This is a genomic window from Algivirga pacifica (genome assembly GCF_039543525.1).
In the GTDB taxonomy this organism is placed as follows: domain Bacteria; phylum Bacteroidota; class Bacteroidia; order Cytophagales; family Flammeovirgaceae; genus Algivirga; species Algivirga pacifica.
Genome location: NZ_BAABJX010000010.1, coordinates 79,623 through 99,607 on the forward strand (window position 1 = coordinate 79,623; position 19,985 = coordinate 99,607).

Consider the following 19,985-nt stretch of genomic DNA (forward strand, 5'->3'; position numbering starts at 1 on the left):
TGTTCATAATGTTTAGTTGTTGAATCGTTGAATTTCAATACTTTGCATTGAGTTGAATTGAGCTTCGCTCGTTGATTCGAGTTGATATGTTGTATGAGTACATATACTATCAATCAACCGTTCAACTCGCATCAACGAGCGAAGCTCAATTCAACGATTCAACGGTTCAACAAAGCGGGTTGATAGTATGACAGTTATTTATTCAAACTTAATTACTGGCTTCCATTATTCAACTAAACATTATGAACAAAATCTAGTCATTTCCCTTCCCCTCATCCAATAAATCCTGCTGCCAAACCGAGGCACATTTGGTCAAGGTTCCAATAATATCACGAGCACTATCAAATACTTCAAAAGGTATTCCTAGCTGTTCTAGTTGTTTTCTATAGCGCTCATATTCCTTAAAATCGATACGCTTACCAATATCTCTTATATATACTCCTTTCACCTGCTCAGGATATTCCCGTGCCAAGTGCGTATACACATAAGCATCCTGTTGTCCACTATCGCCTATAAACAAGTAAGGTTTGTCAGGGTAAAGGTCCAATAGCTTTCTAATTTTCTCAATCTTGTGAAGGTACTTTGCTACTTTTTTGCTCCGTTTGTACAGCAAGTGATTCAAACGCCTTAATGGTTTGAGATAAATAGGCCCTAAGGGGAAGTTCTTATTTTCCAAAAAGTGATGAATGAGGTAGTAAAGATTCATCTCACTATTGGATACATAATAAAACTCAGCTCCTAAATACTGTAGCTGTTGGTACAGGTCATTCATATGAATGACGTTCTTCCGCTTATGGACTGTTTTCCCTACAGTTTGTCTTAGTTTCTTCACCACGTTTGTGGCGTTGGTGTGCAAGATCGTATCATCAATATCTGAGATAACACCCAATTTTTTGGGATCTGCATAGTAAAATTCATCTTCAAACGAGAAAATAGAAACAGGCTGTTCTCCTCCATTCATATAGTATGTAATTCGCTCTCCTTCTTTAATCTGCTTTCCATTTAATTGAAAAAAGCCATAATTATTCGTTGTCACCTGCCACTCATTCTCTCCACAACGAATACGAAGTTGCTGCTTACCTGTTTTGTGTGCAGTATATACCCTATACATTCTCCGCATATGCTTCCACACAGATTCTTTGGATTTTACATGTAAGTGCTTTTCTCTTAAAGGCAACAATTGTCCTTCTAACCAAAAACTATGGTCTGAATATATTCCTATTTGTGGTGCGATTGTATACTTCACAGCTATTCCGTTTTACTTTTCCCTATAAAAATATCGACATTCATCATTACCTAAGCAAAGAGTGGCGACTGTATTCTTCTTTTTTTGAAATAGAGTCAGTCATATCATCCTACAATACCCATAAAATTAGTATTTTGGTATTTTATGAAAAACTAACATCTAACCTTAAGTATAACCACAATCTTAAGGTACTTTTAATTGTTCATCAACTATGAGAGTTTTATTTATCATCAATCCTATTGCTGGCGACATTCCAAAAGATGAATTTATCCGTTTTATCAAAAGTGAAATGATTGAACGAGAACTTCCCTTGTATACCCTTTACACTACAGGAGAAGATGATGAACAAAGACTACTCAGAAAAGTTCAGGAAGTAAAACCTCACCGAATTATCAGTGTAGGAGGTGATGGTACTTTATTGCTTGTTTGTCAAACGCTACTACATAAAGCAATTCCAATAGGTATTGTCCCTTTAGGCTCTGCCAACGGTATGGCTGAGGAACTGGGTATTCCGAAAAATCCTATTGAGGCGCTGTCAGTTGCCCTCGACTCTCTCAAAAAAGTCCCTTTGGACCTGATCTTATTCAATAGCCATCTTTATGGAATGCATATTGCTGATGTGGGCATGAATGCTAAGCTTGTAGAAGCTTACGACAAAGACCCCGGCAGAGGACTAATGACTTATGCAAAGTACTTATTGCCCGTACTGGAAAACGCTCCTTTACTCCACTTTGAGATATTGGCAGATGGGATAGAATACCATCGACAAGGCTATATGCTCGCGATTGCAAACGCCCAGAAATATGGTACAGGAGTTATTATCAACCCTAAGGGGAAGTTCTCTGATGGAAAATTCGAACTTTGTATTTTAAAAGACAAGTCCATCAATACTATTATGTCTGCCGGTCTAACGATCTTCAGTCCGGAACTCTTTAGAAATGAATCCATGGAGGTCATCAGCTGTGAAAAAGCCAGCATCAAGCTAAAAGAGAAGTATATGTTTCAGATTGATGGGGAAGTTATTGGGGAAGTGGATCATATTACGGCTGAACCAGTTCATAATGCTATTGAGGTCTTTGTGCCACACCTTAGGAGCTGAAGGTAGACAGTGAGGATGGAAGGTTTTGTGGGTGAATTGCTAGCGTAATGGTATTGTAATTTTCAATGATCAATTTTTAATTATCCACCACCCCTCTTCACTACTGTTCATTGAAAATTAAAAAAGCGACACCTTCCGAAGAAGATGTCGCTTTTTATTTATAGCAAAACGTTTATGCTTAAACGATCTCTGCTGTTTCCTTCTCTGTCTTAGGAGTTGTATCGTAAACGATTGGAGAAGCGATGAAGATCGAAGAGTATGTACCGATCAAGATACCTACCAACATTGAGAATGAGAATCCTCTCAATACCTCACCACCGAATACCAATAGAATAATGATTACCAACAACGTCGTGATGGAAGTGATTACCGTACGATTCAATGTGTTATTGATCGCTTGGTTGAATGTCTCTTTTGCAGAGATTCCAGCGTTCTCTCTGAAACGCTCACGAACGTGGTCAAATACTACCACCGTATCGTTAATCGAGTAACCTACAATTGTCAGGATTGCCGCTACGAATACCTGGTCAACCTCTAGAGATACCCCTAGCATAGTTGCGATAGCGAAAGCAGACAATACGATCAATGTATCGTGGATCAAAGCGATGATCGCACCCAAACCGAACTGTGCCTTTCTGAATCGTAACCAGATATAAGCGAAGATTACAAGGATTGAGAAACCTACTGCTTCCCAAGCGTTCTTCTTGATATCATCAGCAATTGTCGCACCTACCTTCGAGCTAGAAGCAATGATAAATGTACCTTCAGAAGCTGCATCATCTGTAGCGAAGCTAGTTCCTGTATGAGAAGCTACTACTTCTTTTACTTTCGCCAATACTTCCGCATCCGCCTCTGCAGACTCCTCGTCTACCAAGTAAGCTGTAGTAATTTTCAATACATTGTCAGAACCGTAAGTCTTAACGTCAGCAGTCTCTAGTGTTTTCACCAAGTCAGCCTCCAATTTAGATGGCACTACGTCTTTAGCGAACTCTACTACGTAAGAACGTCCACCCTTGAAGTCTACACCGAATTTCAGGTTGTTTGTGAACAATGCACCCAAACCTACGATGATCATCACTGCAGAGATACCGTAAGCGATCTTTCTCTTTCCGATGAAGTCAAATGTAGAACCACCTGTCATTTTCGAAGACAACGCAGTCTCGAACGAGAAGCTTGAGTCGTTTCCTTTCTTCTTCACGATCGCAACGATGATTTCTCTTGTCAAGAATACTGCAGTGAAGAATGAGAAGATAATACCCCAGATCAATGTGATGGCGAAACCTTTGATTGGTCCTGTACCGAATACGAATAGCATCAATGCAGTCAACAAAGTTGTCAAGTTGGCATCGAAGATGGTCCAGAATGCTTTCTGGTAACCTGTCTTGATCGCATCCAATAGAAGCAAACCATTTCTGCGCTCCTCTCTGATTCTTTCGAAGATCAATACGTTGGCGTCAATGGACATACCGATTGTCAATACGATACCCGCAATACCAGGCAATGTCAATGCAGCACCCAAGTTTGCCAATACACCGAAGATGAAGAATACGTTCGCTACCAATGCAGCTACCGCTGTTCCACCACCTTTACCGTAGTAAACGATCATGAATAGGATTACCAATACGATACCTACTACTACTGAAGTCACCCCTTGTCCCTGAGCTACTTTACCCAAAGAAGGACCTACTACTACTTCCTCTACGATTCTTGTAGGTGCAGGAAGTTTACCTGCTTTCAAGATGTTTGCAAGGTCTTTTGCCTCGTCTACTGAGAAGTTACCTGAGATCTCAGAGTTACCGTTAGCGATCTCTACTTGTACTGTTGGTGCAGAGTAAACTCTGTTGTCCAATACGATAGCGATTGGTCTACCGATGTTGTCTGCTGTAAGTTTCTTCCACTTTCTAGCTCCTGTTACGTCCATTGACATAGAGATAGAAGGACGACCATTTTGGTCATATGACTGACGAGCGTCAGAGATTACTTCACCTGAAAGCTTAGGCTCTCTTTCTTTTCTCAACAAGTTCAACTTGATTAGGTACATCGCATCAGTACCTTGAGAGAAGTTAGTTGGTTGGTTATCCCAAGCAAACATCAATTTCGCTGGAGTTGCTGCTTTTACGTCAGCATCTCTCAACATATCGTTGATCGCTGCAGTATCTTCCAATGCATAGAAGAAACCTCTCGCTTGCATTTTGTATAGTGGAGAAACTACTGTCTCCTCTACTTTCGCTGAATCTGTTGCTGCTGAATCACCTTCGAACAATGACTCCTCCTCTGCTGGAGTAGCAACTTCTTCTTCTGCTGTTTTATTTTTCTCTACCCAGATGCTGTTCAACTGCGCCAATACTGGAGCCGCTTCGTTCTCGTCCCATACTTCGTAGAACTCCAACTTCGCAACACCTTGTAGAAGGCCTCTCACACGCTCAGGGTTATCAACCCCTGGAAGTTCGATTTGGATACGGCTAGTACCCTGGATCTTCTGAACGTTTGGTTGAGTAACACCGAACTGGTCAATACGAGTTCTTACAATCTCATAAGCTCTGTCTACTGCATCAGCAACTTCTTCTTCGATATATTTCTCTACCTCACCGTTAGCCGTGTTGTAGCTCAAACGATCTTTGTTAGATGATTTTGCAAAGTAGTATGCTACATTAGCGCCATCTTTTGCTTCTACCAAAGCGTCAAAGAAAAGTGCTGCAAATGTCTCTTGGCTTTCTCTCTGCGCCAACTCAGCTGCTTTCAATGCTTCCTCGAAAGTCGCATCTACTGAAGATCCTGCCAAAGACTTCACGATCTCCGCTGGAGAAACCTCCAAGATCACGTGCATACCTCCTTGAAGGTCAAGACCTAACGCTAGCTCCTTCTCTTTTACTTCTTTAAGAGTATAGTTGAAGTATACTTCCTCATTCCAAAGAGAATCTTTGTAATCCTGCTTCTTAAAGTAGTTTACGTTGCCTTTATCGTCCATTGCATACTGATCTGCTGCTGCCTCGATCTCTTGTGATTTCCAAGAGAAAGAAAGGTCAAACAAACAAATCACAGCCAATACGACTGCCAACAAGACAATCTCACCTCTGTTCTTCATGATTTGTAAGGTTTATTTGTATTAAAAAATTTGATTTTTACGATAAATTGAAGTGGAAAAACAAAACATACCTATCTAAAGTATCTTTGGCTCTTTCCGCTGTTGTCTCATACCAAAACGGTACGATTTATTTCAGCATAAGTATTGTGTTAAAAGACTATAAGTATAGTCAACACAAGTATATGAATTGAAATCAATAGGGATATGAAAGTAATGGAAGGATTCCATACTTTACAGAAAGGGGGTAATTATGGGGCGTTGGTTGCAATATAGTATCGGAAGAGACACTGATAATAGTTCAATGTTGTAGGGTGAATCAAGGTTTTCTTGATTACTCCCAATACCGGTACGTCAGCAAACTCATTGACAGCAACCACAGCATTGATTTTCACAAAATCCAACTCCAACGCCTGATGCGTACAAGCCTGTGTTTGCAGTGTCTTATAAACTGCCTCATCTTCCGGACTCTCTTCTTCTCCTTGCGTAGATTGCTGAGTTTCCTCAACCTCTACCACTGGAGTAGAAGTCCATGCATAGAGCACCACATCAGATGACGCTGCAAACAGCATCAGCATCGCAAGCATCATCTGCTTGTAAAAAGTCGATATGTATATTCTGGTGGTTCTCATTGGGGCACAAATATAGGATATAATCCTAAATCTCCATGTTTTTTTTATAGTTTTTTATTTACAATCATTTACACCCCGGGCGGTGCCCGGGGCTAGGGAACTTTACTCTTGCGGTGCCTGGGGTGATATTATTATTATTTATTGACTATATTATCATTACAGATAACAATAATTGAATTATAGACCTTTGTGTTAGAGTTTAATAAAACTTCCATTAAAAACGCCATTTCCCATGCCGACCAATACACACAGCTTTTCACTCATAGAAGGGGATTTTAATTTCGAAGAAGCCAAAGAGATTGTTCTTCATCTGGTAGATTATAAAATTCGCTTCCATAACGTTAAAAACTTCAACGATGAACTACGTTTTGGAAAAGCTGACGAGCGTTCCATCGAAAGGTTGAAGCAACTGAAAAAGACAAAGGAGGCCCTTAAAAAGTTCTTTGAAGAAATGGAAGGCAGCGACAATACGCTAAAAATTCATTCTAGTATTGATATTGAGGTAGTAGGAAATGATAAGAAGATTAAGATTTAATACATAAAAGAAGACCTACATCGTTAAATTTAAGGTTGAATAATTAACCGACAGTTGAGGCGGCTTACGCCGCTGGTTGAGTGGAGCTTCGCTCCGTTGAGTAGCCCTCTGGGCTGTTGAGAAAAAGCAGTACTTTAAAATCTGAACAGTCCGTAGGACTCTACTCAACGGAGCGAAGCTCCACTCAACGGCACGTAGTCCCACTCAACCAGCGGCGTAAGCCGCCTCAACTGTCGGTTATTTATTCAAGCTTAATGTAACGTTATAGGCTTTCTATTTAGGGCATCTCTACGAGGAAATCATTAATTCTCTTGTGTCACCAAGAAAAACTTACCTCTCAACCTGGCTAACTCCCAAGGACTTTGTTTGCCTCCTGACTTTTCTTCTACCTTAATACGTGTATTGATAAAAACATCTTCGATACGCTGCGGAACCCTCAGCTGCTTGATCAACTCACCAGTGTACAATCCGTTTCTTCCCACACCATTGGCTGCCGTAGAACCTGGAGAAGTAGAAAAAGCAATCAAGGTACCACTAGGTGGTGTCATTCCTGCCAGCCCTGTTTCTCCTCCCCTTTGCCAAGAACGGAATGGATTGTTACGGCATGCATCCAAAACGATTAAGTTCATACGATCTGGTTTTGTGTTCTCAATCACCTTTTGCACTTTTTCGACGCTGATACATTCAAAAGCGACATCGTGCTTATCCTTAATATTCACTCCTATTGGAAGTAGATAATTAACCTGATCTATTTGCATTCCATGTCCCGCAAAATAAAAGAGAGCGACATCCGCTTCCCTGCTTTTACGGGCAAAAGTGCGAACTGCTTCATTCATTCCATTCAGGTCTGCATTTGTTTCCAAAATCACCTCAAAATCAATGGAACGTAATGCTGCGGCCATATCGTTAGCATCATTGATTGGGTTCTCTCCAAGGTGAGCTACTCCTGTATAATTAGCATTTCCAATAATCAGCGCAACTCTTTTCTTCTTTTCGGCAACTGCAAGCTCATCATTTCTATTAATGGTAAATGTCTGTGTCGTAGAGAGCATCTTAGTATCCGTAGCCTTCACTGTCACTTTGTTACTTCCTACTGCCAAAGGCACTTCCGCCTGAAATTGTCCTCCCTGCCCTAGCTTAGCTTCTACTCCATTGACCAAAACCTCAAAGATTCCATCATTATCTTTAGCCACGCCTTCTACGGTTACCAGCTTTTCATCCACCACGACAAATCCTCTACTCTCAGTCGCTGGAGATGTAATCTGTACTACAGGAGGAGCATTTAATGCTCTAAAACGTTGTATATAGCCTATCTTGATGTTATCAATTCGAATCGTTGTATTCTGATTGGTCTGGAAGGCTAGCTCTTGTCCAAAGAAATACTCAAAAGGACAGCTATGAACAAAAGATTCGTTGATAAAGAAAAAATAAGAACTCCCAACTTTTCTTACGGTCAACTTATTATATCCATTAGGATTAATCAGACTAGATTTCGTCCAGTTCTTAAAGTCATACCAAACCTTTTTATAGTACTTATCAATCTTATATTGTGCATTACCTGAAATTCCAAAACGCATACGGTCACTCTTATTGTCGGATTGTCCCCAAGTCATCGTGATGGAGTTATTGTCTTCACCCGACACATACATCAACTCCGCTTCTATTTGAAAATCCTTGGATTGATCAATGAAAAAACCATTATTCAGGTTGTAAAAAGCTGAAGAAAATGACCCCGTACACATGGAACGAATTTCATAGTAACCATTCGTCACATCGTACCCCCTACAGTTTTCCTGCTCTCCCTCATACCATCCATATTGGTTTGTAGAGAAATCTTCCACAAATAGAATATCTTCAGCAGCCGACACATAGTCACGGTAAGACTGCTGTGCCGATACAGGGATGATGAAGCCCCATAACGCCATTGCAATAAAAAATAGTCTCATTCTCTTATGATTTTAGTAAAATATTGATGCGCGATCAATATAAGGCTTTCAAGAAGAGGTATAAAAGTAAGAGGAGAAATTTCTCTTAAAACATCAAAGGCTTTCAGGAGTACTCCTGAAAGCCTTTGATTATATCATCTGCTAATTACTGCTTGATGAGTCGCTTATGATAAGTCCCTTTCTCAGTGGTCATACGCAATAGGTATAACCCTGCGGACTCTTTCGTCATATCCACTGTCCAAAGGTGTCTTCCCTTTTCTAATAATTCAGGAGTAGCCTCTTTCACAACCTTTCCACTAACGTCCACTAGTTGCCATTGGATGGATTGCGTCTGCAATGTTGTCAGACTCATTCTAAAGTGAGTTGCTATCGGGTTAGGAGCAATATACAATACTGGCTTCAACACTTCATCTACCATCAAACGACTAGAGGAAGCCGTATCACTCCATCCATTATCATACCAGCCATCCGTACCACGAGAAAGGTCTGTAGTTTGGTTTCCGCTACCATCATTAAAGATCAGGTTTGTAGACGTAACTTCCTCAGGGAAAGTATAACTATACCAACCATTGCCGTCATCCGTCATATTTACTCCAGGCCAAGAAGCATCTGCTAAACTTCCTGCTGGCTGAGCAGCCCAATGATACACCTTGATCGTCGAATTCCAAGCTGTCGGCTTCTTGAAATGCACTGTAAACCCTCCGGTCACTACCGTACCACCTGGTTTAGTATCCGTCCATACGCCATCAGTATACCAACCCGTTTTATCTCGAGTCAAATCAGCAGTCTGTTGCCCACCGCCATCATTAAATATCAAATTAGTCGACATCACTCCCTCAGGGAAAGTATAGCTATACCAACCGTCCTGTTGTGTCACCATATTTACTCCAGGCCAAGAAGCATCTGCTAAACTTCCTGCTGGCTGAGCAGCCCAATGGTAAACCCTAGGATTATTGTATCCCTTAAAGTATACCGTAAATCCATTGGACACCTCTGGTTCCTCCACATTAAACAATGTGGTCACTACATCTGAAACATTCGCCGCCTCATCTACAGCAATCGCTTTAAGCGTAGTTGTATCTGTCAATGAGAAAGAAACTGTACCACTTCCAGAAGTGGAAGCTGTCGTTGGCGTACTCCCATCTGTCGTATAATAAATCGTTGGAGAAGATGTTCTATTATCTGTTGCTGTGATCGTTACAGCTACACTCGTTGAGAAATCACCTCCAGCTGGAGAGATAGAAAGTGTTGGAGCTTCTGTATCTGGCGTAGGCGCACTTACCCAACCATTGTCATACCAGCCCTCGCCACAAACAGATAAGTCTGCCGTTTGATTATTACCATCACAAGAGAAAATCACATTGGTACAAGTCCCATCAATGGTAAACTCCACCCAACCGTCTCCATCGGTATCTGTCATCACTTCTCCTGGCCAAGTAGTTGAAGCATTGGCGCCAGGATTTTCTACGGCCCAGAAATAGACTCTTGGGTTCCCGCAAGGGGCTTTCCAATAAACTTTGGTCTGTGGCAAGTTTGGATCTATAATATAGCTCAGTGTCAACACATCTGATGCTTGTCCACTGTTATCATAGGCCATTGCCTTGATCGTCATGCTCTCAGCTACATTGATGCTTCCAGTATATACGGTAGATGCAGTAGTCGGTGTACTACCATCCATTGTATAATAAATCGTATAAGGCCCACCATCACCCAAAGCAGCTGTCAAGGTCACATCTATTGCCTCAATATACTGTCCTGCTTCCTTATCTGCAGAAACCATAGGCTTAGACGGCCCGCCTACACCTGCTTCAAAGAAGCCTACGCCATTGGCACCAATCATACCCGGCCCATTCAACACATAGATCCCTGCACTACCAGAAGCTACATTCATACTCAATGAGCCATTATTGACCATTACTTCTTTTCCTGTAACGGCATCTCTGTATACGCCATTCGTCAATCCTGAGAAGTTGAAGGAAGCTGATCCATCTTTGGCTAAACCTACGGCCACTTCACTGCTTCCGTGTTGACGAACAAAGCCAACCCCGTTACCCGGAGCATTTCCATCCCATCGCCATGTTCCTTTCTGCAAGGCAGGTACGGCTTTTCGAATCGCATTCAGCTTTTTCAGATGTTTATAAATTACATGGCTTGGCGCCTGATCCATCACATCCCCATAATAAGCACGCCCTGTCTCGTCAATGGATTTCTCGATTCCTGTTGCATCATGGATATCCGCATATGCTCCAGATTTAAAACGCATCTCCGTACCATAATATACAACTGGTATCCCCCTCCACGTAAACATAAAGTTCAAACAAGCCGCCAGGTTCTCATCCGTTCCTCCGTATCTTTTATTCCAGTCATTATTCGGACCAAAATCATGATTATCCAACCATAGTAAGTTTGTAGAAGGATCAGCATACAAATGATCATAGCGATCGGATGCCTTCACCTCTGAGAATCCTCCTCCATATTCGAAAGGATTATGAAAAGATGCCTCTGCATAAAAATCCAATACGGCCATCCCTGAAGGTTCCGAAGCATTTACCGCTCCTCTCCAAGTATACCAATGAGGGTTAATCTCCTCTACCTGATGCAGCTCATGACGCTTTTGTGCTACTTCACCAAATACAAACAGATCTGGGTTAATCGCTTTAAAGGCATCCAGGAAATATAAGACATCCTCTTTACTCATATGCTTAATGGTATCCCAGCGAAAGGCGTCCACTCCCATATCAATAAAGGTTTTGTAAGCATTTACCAGATAATCCCTAACCACTTGACTACTCGTATTCAGGTCAGGGGTATCTCCTGCTAGAGCACGGTTATAAAGGTTTTCCGTATCATCCCATCCCTGAGCAAAACCATTCCCCGAATGATGATACCAGTCCGGATCAGAAGTATACACATAAGATTCTGTACTCGGCCAGTTATAAGCCGCCAAATCCTCATTATATGGTGCAGGCATGGTTGGCAGGTTGGCACGGCTCCATATTTTCCCATCCGCAGGGTTAGGAGTCATCCCATCATACTCCCAGTTTGGGTTTGGCTGCAAAGGATTCCCCTCACTATCCTGCCCCCAAGGTTGTGTAGGGTCTGTATTATACTTGATCTCTGCCAATCCCTTAATTCCAAAGCGACCAGCATGGTTGGTTACAATATCCAACACAATTTTCATATCTCTAGCATGTACCTCATCAATCAAATCTTGAAATGTAGCGCCCGGAGATTCTAAACGAGGATCTACCTTGGTAAAATCATAAGCATGATACCCATGGTAATCCAATGGCGACCAGTTTTGTACAATTGGCGTAATCCAAATAGCTGTAAAACCCAAGTCTTGTATATAATCTAGTTTTTCTATCAACCCTTTAAAGTCACCTCTCCAGGTCACATCCTGAGGATCTGTAATTTCCGGATTGACATCAGGATCAGGGTGATAGGAGCTCCATTCATTAGGAACGTTATTGGAAGGGTCACCGTCAAAGAATCTAGTCGTCAACAAGAAATAAATCGATTCTTCTCTAAAGTCAACTTGCGCAAATACTGGCTTAAGTCCCAGTAGCGTTGACAAAAGCATCAGTAACAGTAGTTTTCTCATGAAGTGTAGTGGTTATTTTATAAGACATTCCTGCTCATGGAGCCCTTCAACAAGGCACCCTCTTGCAGGTGTTCATCAAGATGTCTTTTGAAAGCCAAAACAATAAGTGTCAAATATCACCTTACAACACCACCTATCACACTAGCAATAAATAACTATTAACCATATTATTATGGATTTCATAATAGAAAAAATGTGCGCATCATTTGTTTTATTTGTTCATCTTACACGTAATAAAGGAAGATTTAAAACAGCATACAATAGCATGTTATGAGCAAACAAATCACAACCGGTTTCAATAGAAAAAATCTATAATTATTTATACTAGTGGTCTAAACACTAAGTCTTCTGATAGAAATAAAGGTGCTACTTCCAAATGGATAAAGGAGGAAGGATAAAGGATTACTATCCATAGGTTCCTATTCCTTTATCCTTCTTCCTTAAACCCCTTAACAGTAGCACTTAACTATAAGTTTACTTGGTGTTCAGTCCATTAGTAGCATCTTGTAATATGGAAACATTCACAAAAAAATACCATCAGAATTTTCTAGCTTTTAAGGCACAAACAAACTATGCTAGTCATAGCTTTACAAACCAATGCTGACCAAACATTCCACTAAACGATGAAAAAGAAAATACGCTGGGGCATCTTGGGACCCGGAAAAATTGCCCGTGATTTTGCTGCGGATTTCAAAGCAGTCGACAATGCTGTACTACATGCTGTTGCTTCTTCGGACCCACAAAGAGCACATGCATTTGCTCAGGAGTATGACATTCCCAAAGTCTATAATTCCTATGAAGCACTGTACCAGGCAGAGGATGTAGACATCATCTATATTGCCACCCCTCATGTGTTTCACAAAGAGCAATCGATCAAAGCATTGCAATCGGGAAAAGCCGTACTATGTGAAAAGCCCATCACCACCAATTTAGGAGACTGCCAAGAGGTTACCAAAGTAGCCCAAGAAACAGGACAATACCTTATGGAAGGAATGTGGACTTACCTTTTGCCGGCTTTTCAAAAAGCGCAACAGTGGGTAGATGAAGGACATATCGGAGAAGTTATTCACCTCAAATCCGAGTTTGGTTTTCATGTTCCTTTTGAGCCTAATGGAAGGATGTATAATCCGGAATTGGGAGGGGGAGCCCTTCTGGATCTAGGAGTATACAATATAGCCATGGCTTGGTGGTTTTTTCGTCGTGACCCAGATCTTATTGAAGCCAAGCAACTCCTTGCACCTTCAGGTGTCGATCAGGATTTACTTATGACCTTTCATTATGGAAAAGCCACAGCCTCACTGCACACTTCCTTTCTCTGCAAATTACCCAACTATACGTATATCATAGGTGAGAAAGGGTATATCGCCCTGCCGGATGTCTGGAATGTAAGAGAGGCATTTCTATATCAAGGGGAATCACTTGTGGAGCACTTCCAAGATCAGCGCACCACCTTTGGATATAACTATGAAATTGAAGCGGTATCTCAAGAGTTGCTGGAGGGGAGAAAAGAGTCTTCTGTGATGCCTCAAGCCTTTAGTCTCAAACTACAGACTTATATGGATGAGGTGAGAAGAGTGGCAAAAAATTATTAGACATCTAAAGCCTTTGTTGATACCGCTACACGGTGTATGTTAATTGAGCTTCGCTCGTTCATGATGTTTAGTTGTTAGATTGAACCAATAATTCAACAACTAAACATCATGAACGTCATTGCAAAGCAATGACAATTAAACAACATGAACAACCTTTATTGTCTGGTATCTGACTTCAGGATTTGGTCAATTGCTTTATTGATATCCAAGGAAGCGGCTTCTTGTCTTGGAGGAAACTCCTTAAACGTTTTCAGGTGCTCTGTTAGCAAGCCTATCGCTGGCTGCATCACCCATGACTTCTGCATGATTTGATGAAAGCCTGTAATATCATCATACTTTTCAAAAGGATCTTTTCTTAGGTTGAAGAGCTGTGGCATGGTATGAAATACCATATCGTCAAAATACCTTTCTTTTGTGGCAAAGTGCATTTTCCACGGGCCTACACGCATAGCCGTCATACTGGTTTCATAGTAATAGAAAAAGTAGTTTCTGGCTGACTCCTCTGCTTTCCCTGTCCAATAATCCAGGTTATTAAACCCATCGATATAGACTTTGTAGTTCATTTCCCCCGCTTTTTTCCCTTTCTTCAACTCTTCTTTAATATTCTCATTTCCAACAGCGGCCATCAAGGTAGGAACGACATCTTCGTGTGCTGAGATACCATTCCTCACCAACCCTGCAGGGATCTTCTTAGGCCATCTCACCATAAATGGTGCTCTCAAACCTCCCTCATACGTAGTCATTTTCTCTCCTCTAAACATGGTTACCCCTGCATGTGGCCATGTACTTTGCTCGGGGCCGTTGTCAGTGGTATAAATCACAATAGTGTTATCATCAACGCCTAGTTCTTTAAGGTAGTCTAGTAGTTCTCCCACATGCTGGTCATGTTCTATTAACCCATGTCCAAATAAATCCCCATCTGTACTGATCTTTGTCGCTAGGTTTTTTGACTCTTCTTTAAGGTGTGTATAAACGTGCATTCTACTAGTGGCATGCCAAATAAAGAACGGCTTTTTGTCATTTTTGGCCCGCTTCATAAAATCCTTGGATCTTTTAACCAACTCCTCATCAAAAGTTTTCATACGCTCTACGGTCAAAGGCCCTGTATCCTTCACTCTCTGTTTTCCTATCACTCCAAATCGAGGATCCTCCGTTTTATCAAAACTATCACTAGCATAAGACTCAATCACTCCCCTCGGACCATATTTGTTGTCAAACTCCTTGGACTTAGGGTAATCTGCCTGCTCTGGCTCCTCCGATACGTTCAAGTGATATAAGTTGCCATAAAACTCGTCAAATCCATGCACTGTTGGCAGATGCTCATTACGATCTCCCAAATGGTTCTTACCGTATTGAGCTGTCATATATCCTAAAGGCTTTAAAAGGTCTGCCAATGTCGGATCTTCCTTTTTCAACCCTAACGGATTTCCGGGTTGTCCTACCGTCGTAAGCCCTGTTCTTACAGGCTTTTGACCTGTAATAAAAGCTGCTCTTCCAGCCGTACAGCTTGGTTGAGAATAATGGTCGGTAAAAAGCGCTCCCTCTTTCGCTATTCGATCGATATTAGGAGTCGGGTACTGCATTCCCATCGTATAACAGCTTAAGGCATTGGGGGCGACATCATCGACCATAATCACCAAAATATTGGGTTTGTCTTGTGCAAAAACTTGCAGTCCTAGCAATAATAAGACTAGCGTGGATAGTACTCTCATGTAAATAAAAGGGTTAGGTTATTACTCATTTTTTTAAAGCTCAGACTATTGATTATCCTAATAGTCTACTACCTATCTAAAATAACCCAACTTTAAATATCTTTAAACAAAGAGCTCCTCCTTGTACCTTTCCTGCCTATTTAGTACAGATTCCAAGTAAGTTCTTACACAAAAAAAGCAATCCAGAAAATTAATTCCGGACTGCTTTTAGATTACAGTATGAACACATTAACCGAGAAACGATTCTTTATTTTTTCAGCACTCTCGTAGTGAATAGCGTACCTTCTGCTTCTACCAATAGAATATAGATTCCTGTATTCCATTGTCCCGTATTGAGGGTATATGTACCATTGGCAGGAGTAGCACTTTCGATCAACTGCCCTGTCGCATTCATTACTTTAAGGCTATTAATTGTCTTTCCTCCCAATGTCACCTTCAAGGCTTGTGTAAATGGATTAGGATAAGCCGTTAGGGATGTAGCATCAATTGCTTTAGTCGCAAATCTTGCACTACCACATGGGCCTAACACTTCCCACTCTTTTCCTGAACCATTATTTTCTGATGGCACATCATCTTCTGACCACCACTTCGCCTTGTATAAGATTCCTTCATACACAACAATCTCACCTCCTGTATAAGTAGCGTTTGCATCCCACGCCGCTGCAGTACAGTCAGAGGTATCTGCAGGCTCTTCTACCGTAACGACTCCTTGATCAGAAGCTGTTCTTCCGTCATTATCGGTTACCGTCACTACTACCGTGTAAGTTCCATAAGCCGTCACCGCATAAGATGAACCACTTACTGTTGTTCCATTTACCGTATATACTGTACTGCTTACCGTTCCATCCTCATCACTTGAAGTCGCTGACAAGTTAATTGTATAAGGCAACTCCGACTTCACTGTACCTGTTGTGGTTGTCAAAGTAACCACAGGGTCACAACCATTGGGGCATGGAGGCACAACAACTACATCACCACACGCTCCAAGGTCTTCCCAGTAATGTGCTGCAGTACCCGGTACTACATTGTACAGGTTATCCACCTTAGCCTCATATTTAATGCCTTCATATACTACCTGATCCCCTGACTGGTAAATGGTTGGGTAAGGTGCATATTCTGGCAACTCACACGTTCCTGTTGTTGTCGTATCTTCTACAATTTCCTCAATTGTTACCGTGATGCTGCTCTGTCCTTCTGCTCCTTCATTGTCCGTTACCTTGGCAGTCAATGTATATACGCCAAAGGCTGATGGTGTCCAGCTTGCCGATGAAGTAGTAAATACTTGTCCGTCAACGCTGATCTCAACACTTTCTACGGTTCCATCCGTATCTTCACCTAACACCTCTACCGCAACTGCTGAAAGTGTTTCCTGCTGAATCACAGCATTATCCTGAGGAGAAACAAATCCTACCGTTGGAGCAACATTCGGCTGTGAAGGGTCTAGTACTTCCACTGTCGACGAACGTACGGTTTGTTTCCCTTCTGCATCTGTAGCTTCTACACGAACCACTACACTTCCATAAGCGGAAGGTGTCCAGCTTGCTTCATAAACATCTCCTGTATTGCTTACTGACAATGCAGTACCATCCACAGAGACTGTAACAGATACCCCTGCCTTATCGTCTGTCACTGTTGCTTGTAATGCTACTGGAGCAAAAGTTTCTTGAGACACAGAAGCCGGGATATTAAGTGTCACTTGTGGCGCAGGATTTACTGGACCCGATCCTTCTGCAAATACTTTATTCACTACATGAGCCAACTCTGGTTTAGTGTCTGGACAAATAGGGTAACGACTTGCAATACTACTGGTCTCCGCACCTACTTTCCAGTCCGAGAAGATCTGCCAGATAATCACCCCTGCGATATCATTGTCAACCACATACTGAGATTTTAGTGCAATAGACTCCTCATCATCATAGCTCAGGAAATAATGCTTTCCATTTACATCCTTCGTCAAGTAAGGTACCTTTGCATCATCATCCCAATGCTTCGTCCATGTACCTGAAGCTATTGCCTCTTGAATCTGGAAAAAGTAAGGAGAACCTTCCGTCACCGTCCAATTTTCTGTATCAGCAGCAGAAACTACCGGGCCATCTACAGAAAATGTTTGTGATTTCTTTAATGTTGGTGCATGCAGTGCTGCTGTCGTTTCTGTCGTCACTCCTCTTCCATAAAAAGCCACTCCCATATTGATTTTGGATGGGCTCACATTCATAGAGTCTCTCAAGAAGATAAACGTATCATGCCATGAAAACGCACCCCACTCCTGATCAGGATAAGCATATAACGGAGAGTTATGCCCTGCCTTGGCAGACCAACCACCATTTAAGTCATAGCTCATAATATTGTAATAGTCCATCACTTGATCCAAGGCTTGCCATTCCAATCCTCTTAGTTTTGTAGGGCTCATGTTAAATGCTGCTGTCACCAATTTATCTGGACCAATTGCCTCACGGATATCTTCCATCAGGACAGTAAAGTTATGGTAGTCAGCCTCAGAACCTGTAAAGTTCATTCCTGCAAACGGACCTGGGAACTCCCAATCAATATCAATCCCATCAAAATTATAATCCTCAATCAACGTCACACAATCCTGAATAAAACGTGCTCTTTTTACCGGGTCTGCGGCAACCTCAGGGAAATGCTTACACATTGACCAACCTCCAATGGAAGCCATTACTTTCACGCCATTATCATGAGCGATAGAGATCATTCCTGGTGTTGGGTATTCTATCAAAGGCCACTCTCCTGTTTCTCCTGTCTCTGTCTTCACCCAACCCAGATAAGCTCCATCAGGATTTGGCTCATAGCCCAACGGACGTAGGGCTTCATCCCAACCCCAAAACTCCTGAGGTACTCCCAGCACCATTGCTTGATCGTGGCTACTATAAGCATCAGGATGTAATAAGTCATCGGGCTGCTGTATCACTCCTTCTTGATAGATATTGTTAGCCCTTAAATCTCCACTGTGTAAAGAACCATCTACCGCTACACCAAAGAAAGAAAAGTTCAATAAGGTATACTGAGAATAATCAATGTTGTAGTGGTTCAATGAGCCTTTTGGAATATTAAAGTCTAATCCTTTCCAGGCATCCCAGTTGGGAACGTACCCAATGACCACCTTGTCGTGGTTCGCTGTAGAATAAGGGTTTCCTGAATCAATCTGTGCCATTGCGCTTGTAGCAGTCAAACCAATAAGGCACAATAGCATAAAGAAATGTCTAGTAATCATTTTCATATTTATCTGTTGTTGTTTTGGAGTTATAGTACCCCTCCTCTTCTCCAGTAAAAGTCGATCAAAACATGTCATTACCTGAATGGAAATAGTTGGATCAAAGGGAGATACTTTTGTATCGAATTGAGTTCAATATAAAGGATATTAACAGTCATTTAAAAAAATCAATGGGGTACATTTAGGGGTACAGATAATTCAAAAGGGATACAGAAGTCGTATAAAAGAAGGGGTATTCGCTTATTTTTATAGAAAAGAGGGGATACAGAAAGTCAGAAACAAGGAGATTATATTATCTCTTTATTTCTGACATCATAAGAGCTTACTTAATAAGTATTATACTGATTAATCTATGACTGAGGGCGTCACCCAAACAGAGTCACTTACAGGGTGCTCCAAAGCAAAAAAGCCAAAAACAGCTACCTCTGAGGAAGGTACAAGATTGGAAGGTGGATTTTCGGGAACTGATTGAGAGGGACTTCCGGCATCTGTTAACAGCTTCACACCTCTATAGTAATCGTAAGTCATAGAAGATAGTCCATTTAGCTCTACCTTTAAGCTGTCTTGCTCACGAAAGGCAAAAGGCACTTGATATTGCAATACCTTGCCATCCCGTCCTTCATCCGTCTGTATTAATAAACCTACTTCGGGGTCATCACTAATTGATTTTCCGTTCCGAAAAACATCTATGCGGTAGTAGTTTCTAACAAAAGCACGATCATTAATGTATAAGGTCAGATAATACCCCGACTCCTGAGCTGTCGTAAGCTCTCGATCATTTAGAAAATCTACCGCAATGGAATCCAGTATAGGCTTGCTTGGATAAATATTCTCAGCCGTTACGGCCACACTGTCATATATTACCTCTAATCGATAGCGCCTTCCAGGAATCAACTCCATATCCCTTATTGGAAAGTATACTCCAGAGTCCACCTCTTCAAACTGCTTAGGAAAATCCTCAAAATCAAATACCTGAATCTGTGCTCCAGTCAACTTTGGAACAGGCATATTTTCCTGAAAAGACGTCGTCTGTGTCAATTGTACAAAGGAAGAATCAGGACGCAACGTTCCTTCTACCACAATCGTGGGGGGTGCTGTTAGTAGCTCTGGACTAATTAACTCTTCACAGCTACTATTCCAGCATAGCAAAAGTATCCCTCCTATGAAGGATAGAGACTTACGGTATTTTTTTATTACGCTATTTTGGAACTGCTTTCTCCTCATGCTGACGTGTTTAATTTTTAATTATCGGTTATCGGTTATCGGTTATCGGTTATCGGTTATCGGTTATCGGTTATCGGTTAT

11 protein-coding genes are annotated in these 19,985 nt (G+C 41.6%); 3 read left to right on the forward strand and 8 right to left on the reverse strand.

Annotation, left to right across the window (positions count from 1 at the left end; all coding sequences use genetic code 11):
• Positions 1-253: 253 nt before the first annotated feature.
• The gene (locus tag ABD985_RS02785; protein ID WP_345369009.1) at positions 254-1,246 is read right to left on the reverse strand and encodes a phosphatase domain-containing protein; all 993 of its coding nucleotides are present in this window, start codon (positions 1,244-1,246) and stop codon (positions 254-256) included.
• 211 nt (positions 1,247-1,457) lie between these two features.
• On the opposite strand from ABD985_RS02785, the gene ABD985_RS02790 reads away from it, so the two are divergent.
• Positions 1,458-2,345: a diacylglycerol/lipid kinase family protein gene (locus tag ABD985_RS02790; protein WP_345369010.1), complete on the forward strand. Its 888-nt coding sequence runs from the start codon at positions 1,458-1,460 to the stop codon at positions 2,343-2,345.
• A 178-nt stretch (positions 2,346-2,523) separates the two neighbouring features.
• On the opposite strand, the gene secDF is transcribed toward ABD985_RS02790, so the two are convergent.
• Positions 2,524-5,430 (reverse strand): protein translocase subunit SecDF, encoded by a 2,907-nt coding sequence (secDF, locus tag ABD985_RS02795; RefSeq protein ID WP_345369012.1) that lies wholly within the window; start codon positions 5,428-5,430, stop codon positions 2,524-2,526.
• Positions 5,431-5,678: 248 nt separating this feature from the next.
• Positions 5,679-6,059, reverse strand: coding sequence for a hypothetical protein (locus ABD985_RS02800; RefSeq protein ID WP_345369014.1), 381 nt, complete (start codon positions 6,057-6,059; stop codon positions 5,679-5,681).
• 232 nt (positions 6,060-6,291) lie between these two features.
• Here ABD985_RS02800 and ABD985_RS02805 point away from each other — a divergent pair, with 232 nt between their 5' ends.
• Positions 6,292-6,594 carry a hypothetical protein gene (locus tag ABD985_RS02805; protein ID WP_345369016.1) on the forward strand — a complete coding sequence of 101 codons (303 nt, stop codon included), beginning with the start codon at positions 6,292-6,294 and terminating at the stop codon, positions 6,592-6,594.
• 302 nt (positions 6,595-6,896) lie between these two features.
• Here ABD985_RS02805 and ABD985_RS02810 read toward each other — a convergent pair whose 3' ends face one another.
• Positions 6,897-8,540, reverse strand: a complete 1,644-nt coding sequence (locus ABD985_RS02810; protein ID WP_345369018.1) for a caspase family protein — start codon at positions 8,538-8,540, stop codon at positions 6,897-6,899.
• Positions 8,541-8,685: 145 nt separating this feature from the next.
• Complete coding sequence (locus ABD985_RS02815) at positions 8,686-12,144, reverse strand: starch-binding protein (RefSeq protein ID WP_345369019.1); 3,459 nt, start codon at positions 12,142-12,144, stop codon at positions 8,686-8,688.
• 623 nt (positions 12,145-12,767) lie between these two features.
• Between ABD985_RS02815 and ABD985_RS02820 the strand changes: the two genes are divergently transcribed.
• On the forward strand, positions 12,768-13,736 hold the full coding sequence (locus ABD985_RS02820; RefSeq protein ID WP_345369020.1) for a Gfo/Idh/MocA family protein: 969 nt from the start codon (positions 12,768-12,770) through the stop codon (positions 13,734-13,736).
• A 155-nt stretch (positions 13,737-13,891) separates the two neighbouring features.
• Here the strand turns inward: ABD985_RS02820 and ABD985_RS02825 are convergent, their stop codons facing one another.
• The 3 genes from ABD985_RS02825 to ABD985_RS02835 form a co-directional block, all read right to left on the reverse strand.
• A complete protein-coding gene (locus ABD985_RS02825) occupies positions 13,892-15,448 on the reverse strand; it encodes an arylsulfatase (protein WP_345369022.1) in 1,557 nt (518 codons plus the stop codon).
• A 247-nt stretch (positions 15,449-15,695) separates the two neighbouring features.
• A complete protein-coding gene (locus ABD985_RS02830) occupies positions 15,696-18,686 on the reverse strand; it encodes a glycosyl hydrolase family 18 protein (protein ID WP_345369024.1) in 2,991 nt (996 codons plus the stop codon).
• A 339-nt stretch (positions 18,687-19,025) separates the two neighbouring features.
• Entirely contained in the window at positions 19,026-19,904 is an 879-nt protein-coding gene (locus ABD985_RS02835; protein WP_345369025.1) for a DUF4249 domain-containing protein, read from the reverse strand.
• Positions 19,905-19,985 lie beyond the last annotated feature (81 nt).

Excerpts from the sequence above, each read along its gene's own strand:
- ABD985_RS02790 (WP_345369010.1), top strand. The coding sequence starts at position 1,458 with ATGAGAGTTTTATTTATCATCAATCCTATTGCTGGCGACATTCCAAAA.
- secDF (WP_345369012.1), bottom strand. The coding sequence starts at position 5,430 with ATGAAGAACAGAGGTGAGATTGTCTTGTTGGCAGTCGTATTGGCTGTG.
- ABD985_RS02825 (WP_345369022.1), bottom strand. The coding sequence starts at position 15,448 with ATGAGAGTACTATCCACGCTAGTCTTATTATTGCTAGGACTGCAAGTT.
- ABD985_RS02830 (WP_345369024.1), bottom strand. The coding sequence starts at position 18,686 with ATGAAAATGATTACTAGACATTTCTTTATGCTATTGTGCCTTATTGGT.
- ABD985_RS02805 (WP_345369016.1), top strand. The coding sequence starts at position 6,292 with ATGCCGACCAATACACACAGCTTTTCACTCATAGAAGGGGATTTTAAT.
- ABD985_RS02820 (WP_345369020.1), top strand. The coding sequence starts at position 12,768 with ATGAAAAAGAAAATACGCTGGGGCATCTTGGGACCCGGAAAAATTGCC.
- ABD985_RS02800 (WP_345369014.1), bottom strand. The coding sequence starts at position 6,059 with ATGAGAACCACCAGAATATACATATCGACTTTTTACAAGCAGATGATG.
- ABD985_RS02835 (WP_345369025.1), bottom strand. The coding sequence starts at position 19,904 with ATGAGGAGAAAGCAGTTCCAAAATAGCGTAATAAAAAAATACCGTAAG.
- ABD985_RS02810 (WP_345369018.1), bottom strand. The coding sequence starts at position 8,540 with ATGAGACTATTTTTTATTGCAATGGCGTTATGGGGCTTCATCATCCCT.
- ABD985_RS02815 (WP_345369019.1), bottom strand. The coding sequence starts at position 12,144 with ATGAGAAAACTACTGTTACTGATGCTTTTGTCAACGCTACTGGGACTT.